Source organism: Rhodohalobacter sp. (assembly GCF_041686455.1).
Taxonomy (GTDB): Bacteria; Bacteroidota; Rhodothermia; order Balneolales; family Balneolaceae; genus Rhodohalobacter.
Window position 1 is genome coordinate 28837 of sequence record NZ_JAWLDW010000018.1, and the last position, 7587, is coordinate 36423.

The following is a 7587-nucleotide window of genomic DNA, read 5'->3' on the forward strand; positions in this document are numbered from 1 at the left end:
AAGGTGACTCTGCGTCTTCAAAAATCTCCTCATCAAATTGAGGATTCATATTATGCGCTTCGGGAGTATTTTGAAGCCAACGAAATTACGGAGCCTTCAATTAAGGATGTTTATGATGCCGTAGTTGCCATCAGAGAGTCAAAGCTTCCAAACCCTGAACTTATCGGAAATGCCGGTAGTTTTTTTAAAAATCCAATTGTAGATAATTCTATCTATCAAAAACTTAAAGCTGAATATCCCAACATTCCGTCATTTGAGGCCGGTAATGGAAAAATAAAAATCCCTGCAGGATGGCTGATAGAACAGGCCGGATGGAAAGGAAAAAAAGTTGGAAATGTAGGCACCTATAAAAACCAGGCTTTAGTACTGGTCAATCACGGCGGAGCGACAGGAGAAGAGATTTATGATCACGCCATGAACATACGCGAATCGGTGAAGGAGAAATTTGGTATAGAGTTGGCACCTGAAGTAAATATTTTATCGTAATGGCTGGAGAAAAGGAGATAAATGATTCACTTTTTCTGAAAGCTATAACATGCCCTCTTAAACTGTATCACTACAGCAAAAGCAGTAGCATGCGCTCTCCCTATCTGCCATTTAAGCAGCGCAATAAATTGCAATTGAGAAATGCTGTAGCCTTCCAATTTTCAAATCTTAAGTTTACATCAGACTCAACATCAGCTGCGGAGAAAGAGACAGCAGAATGGTTAAAGGAGGAGAATGTAGCCATTTGCGGGGCTGTACTCCGCAATAAAAACTTTATTACAAGAATTCCAATTCTGATTAAGGAGGGAACGAGCTATACAATTGTTCAGGTCCACGGAAAGTTAAAAAAACGCCTTCACAACGAAAAAGTATCAGTTCCCGTTCTCAGTAGAACAACGAACTCCTATTTGGTAAAAGCTGCTTACAGGAGAGAGGTATTGAAATGTGTTGTAGGTAGTTCTGATATAAATGTTGATCTATATTTTCCGGACAAGCGGTATAATGCTTCATTTGATGGAGTAATGCAGATTGTTTCTGAAGTTGTGGCTGATGAAGTGCCGAGTAAAGTCAGCAAAGAGTTTCAGTCTCTTTTTACTAAAATGGATGCTACTGATGCAACAGCTTACGTTTGCAATAGCTTACCTGACTCTGTTTCTCACTATTTTTACGCGAATAAAAGTGTATCTGAGGTTTTAAAAGACATCGATAAAGGTTCGTGGGAAAATACGGATCGATTTGGAGTGAAAATTCATCAGGAATGCAGCTATTGTGAGTTTAGAAAGCCTGAGGAAAATGGGATTTCAAATTGTTGGACTGATTATTTTTGCGGAGATAAGAAAAACTTCCCTGATGAACACGTTTTTGACCTGATTGGCCATGGAAATAATGAGCTTATTGAAAAGAATATCTACTATCAGGAAGATTATCCGCTGAAGACAGAAACTCATAGCTTTGATAAGATCAGAGAAAACAATCCATACTCTATTTCGATTCAACAAAGAAGAGAACTTCAGATCTTGAAAGCCAAAAGAAAGTTTGTGCCAGATGTTTGGGTAAAGGAATCAAAACTTGCACTCGATAACCTGGAATACCCAATCCATTTTATAGATTTTGAAGCAGCAACTTATGCGTTGCCCATGCATAGAAATGGGGGCGCCTATCAACCTATTTATTTTCAATTTTCGTGCCATTCGCTGCGAAAGGATGGAAAAATTACGCATAATGAATGGTTAGACGATCGTGAAGAAAGCGGCTATCCGCATGTTGATTTTGTACATCAGCTCGCAAGCGTCAAAGATATTTTTAAAGGAAGTTTGATTCAGTATTCGCCATTTGAATCGCAAGCCCTGCGGTATCTGCTACAGGAGATGAATCGGAATTCAATGCTTTATGAAAATGAAATTCGGGATTTGAAAAATCTGCTCTATATTGACGGCAATACCAATAATCATAGAATATTTGATTTAAGTAAATCAGTTAGAGAAGGGTATTATAACCGGTTTATGAGTGGAAGTATCGGATTGAAGCAGGTGTTAAACAGTATTTTTCAGTTAAATAGCCATTTAAAAAATCCGATGAAAAATAAGTTTAAAATCTATGACAAGATTGTAGACTTTGAAAACATATCGGAGGATATATCGGGTTATAATCCCTACGTTGAATTGCAAGATACGTTTTATAGTGTTGATGATGGTGAATCTGCCATGAACGCATATATTTCTTTAAAAAGCGGCCTTTTATCAAACAAAGAGAAGGATATTATTCCCAATTTATTAAGGCGATACTGTGCGATGGATTCTTATGCTTTATTTATAATTTATAGCCACTTAAAAAACCTTATATCCATCAACAAAAGCTCAGATGATATAGTTATTGATCCGTAGTTTACAATCTCTAAATCTAAGAAATGCGAAGATCATGAAACGTTTACATATACATATAATCATACTGCTTTCTGTATTTGTATTTGCTTCTTCCTGTGTGGTGCAGAAAAATCCAATCTCCGGTAACAAGAGAGCCTACGCCTACTCCTGGCAACAGGAAGTGCAAATTGGTCAGGATGTAGATCAGGAGATCGTCTCGCAGTATGGCTTGTATGATGATGATCGACTGGATGAATATGTTGTTAATCTGGGACAAGAGCTTTTGGAAGTAAGCCATATGAGGAGAGAGGAAGCTGATGAAAAATTTAAAAATACGGAATTTACATTTCGAGTACTGGATAGCCCGGTTGTAAATGCTTTTGCTCTACCGGGAGGCTATGTTTATGTGACCAGAGGTTTGATGGCTCATCTGAATAACGAAGCACAGCTTGCTGTTGTAGTGGGACACGAAATTGGACACGTTGCAGGCCGCCATGCTTCACAAAGGGCATTGACTCAGACAATTGGACAAGTAGCCGTAATTGGGGGCTCAATATTGGGACAAGAGCTTTTAGGATTGCCCGGAGAATCTCTTATGAATTTAAGTAGTCAGGCCGCACAGCTTTTGTTTATGAGCTACAGTCGCGACCATGAAAGGGAATCAGATCGCCTTGGTGTTGAATATTCGGCTATGAAAAATTACGTAGCAGCTGAAGGATCTGAGTTTTTCACGAGTTTGAGAAGAATCTCAGAAAAGGAGGGACAGAATATCCCAAATATGCTTTCAACCCACCCAAACCCCGGCGAAAGGGAGCAGACAATTCCAAGATTAGCCAATGAATGGCGTGAAAAGGGATATGAGCAGACCATTTATGGAACCGACAGTTATATGGAGATGCTTGATGGTATGGTTTTCGGAGAAAATCCAAGAAACGGATACGTTACTGAAGGAAGGTTTGTACATCCTGACCTGGAGTTCTTTTATCCCGTACCGGAACAGTGGAGGGTTTTAAACCAACCTTCTCAAGTTGTTTTAGTGAAGGGTGAGGGAGAGGCTGTGATGATTATGCGAATTGATTCTGAAAATGCATCGGCAAATGAGTCAATATCGCAGTTTGTAAATCAGGAAGGATTTACTCTCAAAGAGAGAGGTGACACGCAGAGCTCAGGCCGTTGGACAGCACATCAGGCAGAGGGTACCATTGAACAGGAAGGTAATCTGCTCGGGGTTTATGTGTATGCTGTTGAATATCAAGATAGAATTTACAGATTTATTAACTACAGCCCGGAAGCTGCATTTGAAGAACATATAGAAGATTTCAGATTTGTAACAACAGGGTTTGATCAGCTTACGGACGAATCAATCCTCAACATCGAACCGGTACGTCTTCAAATTGTTGAAGCAGATCAAAGAAAACCATTCAGACAATACCTTCCAGACCAACTGCCCATGGATATGGAGCATGAAGATATTGCCATTATAAACCAGGTTAACCTGGATACCACTATTGAACCCGGAACCTTACTTAAAATACCAGTACAGTAAAGATTAGTTATGATTGAACGATATTCCAGAAAGGAGATGTCCGACATCTGGTCGGAACAAAATCAATTTCAGGCGTGGTTAGATGTGGAGCTTGCAGCATGCAGGGCCTGGAGCAAAATTGACAAGATACCTTCAGAAGATGTAGATAAGCTCTATGAGAAAGCATCTTTTGATATTGATCGCATTAAGGAGATAGAAAAACAGACCCGCCACGATGTGGTTGCGTTTACCCGCACGGTTTCGGAATCTTTAGGGGATGAGAAAAAATGGGTTCATTACGGTTTAACGTCAACCGATGTTGTTGACACCGCGAACGGATATCGTCTTAAACAAGCAAATGAACTAATCAGAGAAGGATTGGATCGTTTTGTAAAGGCTCTTGCAGAAAAAGCCCACGAACATAAACTTACTGTTATGATGGGCCGGACCCACGGCGTACATGCAGAGCCTACCACTTTTGGGTTGAAATGTGCGCTTTGGTATGCCGAAATGAACCGGAATATTGAACGGTTTGAGAGAGCTGCGAAGGATGTGGAATTCGGAAAAATTTCCGGTGCAGTCGGTACTTTTGCTCATATCCCGCCTGAGGTGGAGAAGTATACGTGTGAAATATTGGGGATTTCTCCGGCGCCTGTTTCTACACAAACACTGCAGCGAGACCGTCATGCATACTACATGGCCACACTTGCTGTAATTGGAGGAACACTGGAAAAAATTGCAGTTGAAATCCGACATCTTCAGCGAACTGAACTCCGGGAAGCCGAAGAGTTTTTCAGGAAAGGCCAGAAAGGGTCATCGGCCATGCCGCATAAAAGAAATCCCGTCAGTTCAGAAAACATTACCGGTTGCGCCCGTGTGCTGCGTGGCTATATGATATCCGCTTATGAAAATATGCCGCTGTGGCATGAACGGGATATTTCTCATTCGTCAGTAGAGCGTATCATTCTGCCGGATGCAACAATCTTATTGGATTATATGCTCCACCGTTTTTCGGGTGTAATTGAAAAATTGATGGTCTATCCTGAGAATATGTTGGAGAACATGGAGAAAACTCACGGTCTTGTATTTTCACAACGTCTGTTGCTAATGCTTATCGATAAAGGATTGAATCGTGAAAATGCCTATGACACAGTCCAGCCTTTGGCAATGAAGGCTTGGGAGGAAAAACGTGATTTTCAGGAAATCGTAAAATCAGACCAGACCATTCGGGATAATCTCTCTGAAAGTGAAATTGCGCAGGCTTTTGATTTAGCTCATCATACCCGAAGAGTTGACGAAATATTCTCCAGAGCGGGGTTATAAAAAAGTTTAATAAAGGGGTGACACATTGATGTCATCCCATTCGTTTAAGTTGTGTGTAAATCATAATCAAACCACACACAGCTATGCAAGCAGCAATAAAAAAATCAAACGTAAGTGTACAAAATGCAGTCCTGAATTCAATTTTTCACAAGGCAGAGGCTGAATACCGAGCAACAGAAGAGATGTTTACACTCTTAGGCTGGGGAGATCTGCCAGGAGAATTTAAAATGGTGATCGAAGAAGATGTCAAGGGATATATAGATGAACTCAGAGGGCAATACTGTACAAATTCTGAATGGGTGCAGCGCAGAAGAGAAAGCGTAGACTTTTGGGTAAACAGCTATTTAGACGGAATTTGTGATGAAACGACAGCTATAGATTCACTAAGAATAAAAAAGCTATGACACCAAATATGAGCTCTATTTAGAAAGGAGGGTTAGTTTTCGTGGAAATTGGTAAAGAAGTTCAATAGGATTTCTTATCTTTGCCAAAATGTAAACAAAGCGAAAATTATTTCATGGATAACTCCTCTCCCTTCTCAAAAGTCACGCGCCAAGGACTAACTTACGATGATGTTTTGTTAGTTCCCAATCATTCTATTGTACTGCCCAGAGATGTAGATATCTCCGTCCAGTTAACCCCTTCTTTGAAGCTCAACACCCCGATATTCAGTGCAGCTATGGATACGGTTTCAGAATATCGTATGGCCATAGCCCTCGCTCGAGAAGGCGGAATAGCGATGTTGCATAAAAATATGTCAATTATAGATCAGGCAGAGCAGGTAAGGCTTGTGAAAAGAAGTGAAAGTGGAATGATTGTGGATCCTGTGACCCTGCCTGAAGATGCAACTGTGAAAGACGCGCGGGCATTGATGAGAAAGCACAAAATTGGTGGTATTCCGATTGTTGAAGCTAATAACTTATTGGTTGGAATTGTAACCAATCGAGATTTACGCTTCGAACATTATGTTGATAAAAAGCTGGGTGAAATAATGACCAGCGAAAATCTTGTAACAGCCAAGCAGGGAACGACTCTTGATGAAGCAGAGCAGATACTTCAGGAGTATAAAGTAGAAAAGCTGCCAATTGTGGATAACAACAACATTTTGGTTGGTTTGATAACGTTTAAAGACATTGAAAAGAAAATGAACTTCCCGAATGCATGTAAAGACGATATGGGAAGGTTGCGTGTTGGTGCTGCAGTTGGAGTTACACCGGATACAATGGATCGGGTTGTTGCCTTGGTAGAGTCTGGTGTAGATATTATAACTGTTGATACTGCCCATGGTCATTCAGAAGGAGTAATAAAAACTGTTAGAGATATAAAAGCCAAATATAGAGACCTGAATGTTGTAGGTGGAAATATTGCAACAAGGGCTGCTGCTGAGGCACTGGTTGAAGCAGGTGCGGATGTAGTGAAAGTTGGAGTTGGTCCGGGTTCGATCTGTACAACACGTGTGGTAACCGGAGTAGGTGTGCCTCAGCTTTCGGCAATATTAGAAATCGCTGAATTTACCTCAAAAAATCGAATTGGTCTTATTGCTGATGGCGGGATTAAACAAACCGGGGATATTCCTAAAGCATTGGCCGGTGGAGCAGATGCAGTTATGATGGGTTCCATGTTTGCCGGAGTAGATGAAAGTCCGGGCGAAACCATCATTTATGAATCCAGGAAATATAAATCCTACAGAGGCATGGGAAGTGTAAGTGCCATGAGAAAGGGATCGAAAGATAGATATTTCCAGGATGTAGAAGATGATTTAAAGTTAGTGCCTGAGGGAATTGAAGGCCGGGTGCCATACAAAGGTTATCTGAGTGAAGTAGTACACCAAATGGTAGGTGGAGTTCGGGCTGCAATGGGTTATGTTGGAGCTGAAACGGTTGAGGAACTTAAACAGGCAGAATTTGTACAAATTTCTTCTGCAAGCTATAAAGAAAGTCATCCACATTCTGTTCAGATTACAAAAGAAGCACCAAATTATTCAGTATCCTGATTTTTTAGTACGAAATTAAACGATAAACTGTAACAACTCATGTGGGAATTTATAAAGCGAATTTTTTCGGAACGTGAGGGGGATGTTACAGTTGTAGTATTGGATGAGAACAATCCCGACGGGTCAAGTTCATTTAGATTAAGAGCCCGAGATATTATTAAGCTGGTTGTAGTTGTGATTTTACTCTCTGTATTGTTCACAACTATACTATTTTTTGCCACGCCAATTGGCTCGCTCTATCAATTCAAAGAAGATTATGCTTTGAGGCAAAATGTTGTAGAAATTTCTGAACGGGTTATGTCTTTGCAGGACTCTTTGAATGCCAGAGACACACAATTAAACGATATGAAAGAAATTCTGAGAACAGCTGCAGATACCACACTAGCTATAGAACAAAC

Annotated in this window: 6 protein-coding genes and 1 pseudogene; all 7 read left to right on the forward strand. The window is 40.5% G+C overall.

Annotated features, from left to right (window positions below):
* Nucleotides 1-486 (forward strand): annotated as a pseudogene (locus ACESM0_RS04130) (UDP-N-acetylenolpyruvoylglucosamine reductase); the annotation flags it as partial.
* Entirely contained in the window at nt 486-2369 is a 1884-nt protein-coding gene (locus ACESM0_RS04135) for a DUF2779 domain-containing protein (RefSeq protein ID WP_372903930.1), read from the forward strand. The pseudogene ACESM0_RS04130 and the gene ACESM0_RS04135, both read left to right, overlap by 1 nt.
* A gap of 34 nt (nt 2370-2403) precedes the next feature.
* Nucleotides 2404-3894 carry a M48 family metalloprotease gene (locus tag ACESM0_RS04140; protein ID WP_372903932.1) on the forward strand — a complete coding sequence of 497 codons (1491 nt, stop codon included), beginning with the start codon at nt 2404-2406 and terminating at the stop codon, nt 3892-3894.
* 9 nt (nt 3895-3903) lie between these two features.
* Complete coding sequence (gene purB, locus ACESM0_RS04145) at nt 3904-5196, forward strand: adenylosuccinate lyase (RefSeq protein ID WP_372903934.1); 1293 nt, start codon at nt 3904-3906, stop codon at nt 5194-5196.
* A gap of 83 nt (nt 5197-5279) precedes the next feature.
* Nucleotides 5280-5600, forward strand: coding sequence for a hypothetical protein (locus ACESM0_RS04150; protein WP_372903936.1), 321 nt, complete (start codon nt 5280-5282; stop codon nt 5598-5600).
* Between the two features lie 113 nt (nt 5601-5713).
* Nucleotides 5714-7189: an IMP dehydrogenase gene (guaB, locus tag ACESM0_RS04155; RefSeq protein WP_372903938.1), complete on the forward strand. Its 1476-nt coding sequence runs from the start codon at nt 5714-5716 to the stop codon at nt 7187-7189.
* A 39-nt stretch (nt 7190-7228) separates the two neighbouring features.
* The coding region (locus tag ACESM0_RS04160) for a hypothetical protein (protein WP_372903940.1) at nt 7229-7587 on the forward strand (359 nt) is incomplete at its 3' end.

Coding starts and splice junctions, on each gene's coding strand:
- ACESM0_RS04135 (WP_372903930.1), top strand. CDS start 486: ATGGCTGGAGAAAAGGAGATAAATGATTCACTTTTTCTGAAAGCTATA.
- ACESM0_RS04140 (WP_372903932.1), top strand. CDS start 2,404: ATGAAACGTTTACATATACATATAATCATACTGCTTTCTGTATTTGTA.
- purB (WP_372903934.1), top strand. CDS start 3,904: ATGATTGAACGATATTCCAGAAAGGAGATGTCCGACATCTGGTCGGAA.
- ACESM0_RS04150 (WP_372903936.1), top strand. CDS start 5,280: ATGCAAGCAGCAATAAAAAAATCAAACGTAAGTGTACAAAATGCAGTC.
- guaB (WP_372903938.1), top strand. CDS start 5,714: ATGGATAACTCCTCTCCCTTCTCAAAAGTCACGCGCCAAGGACTAACT.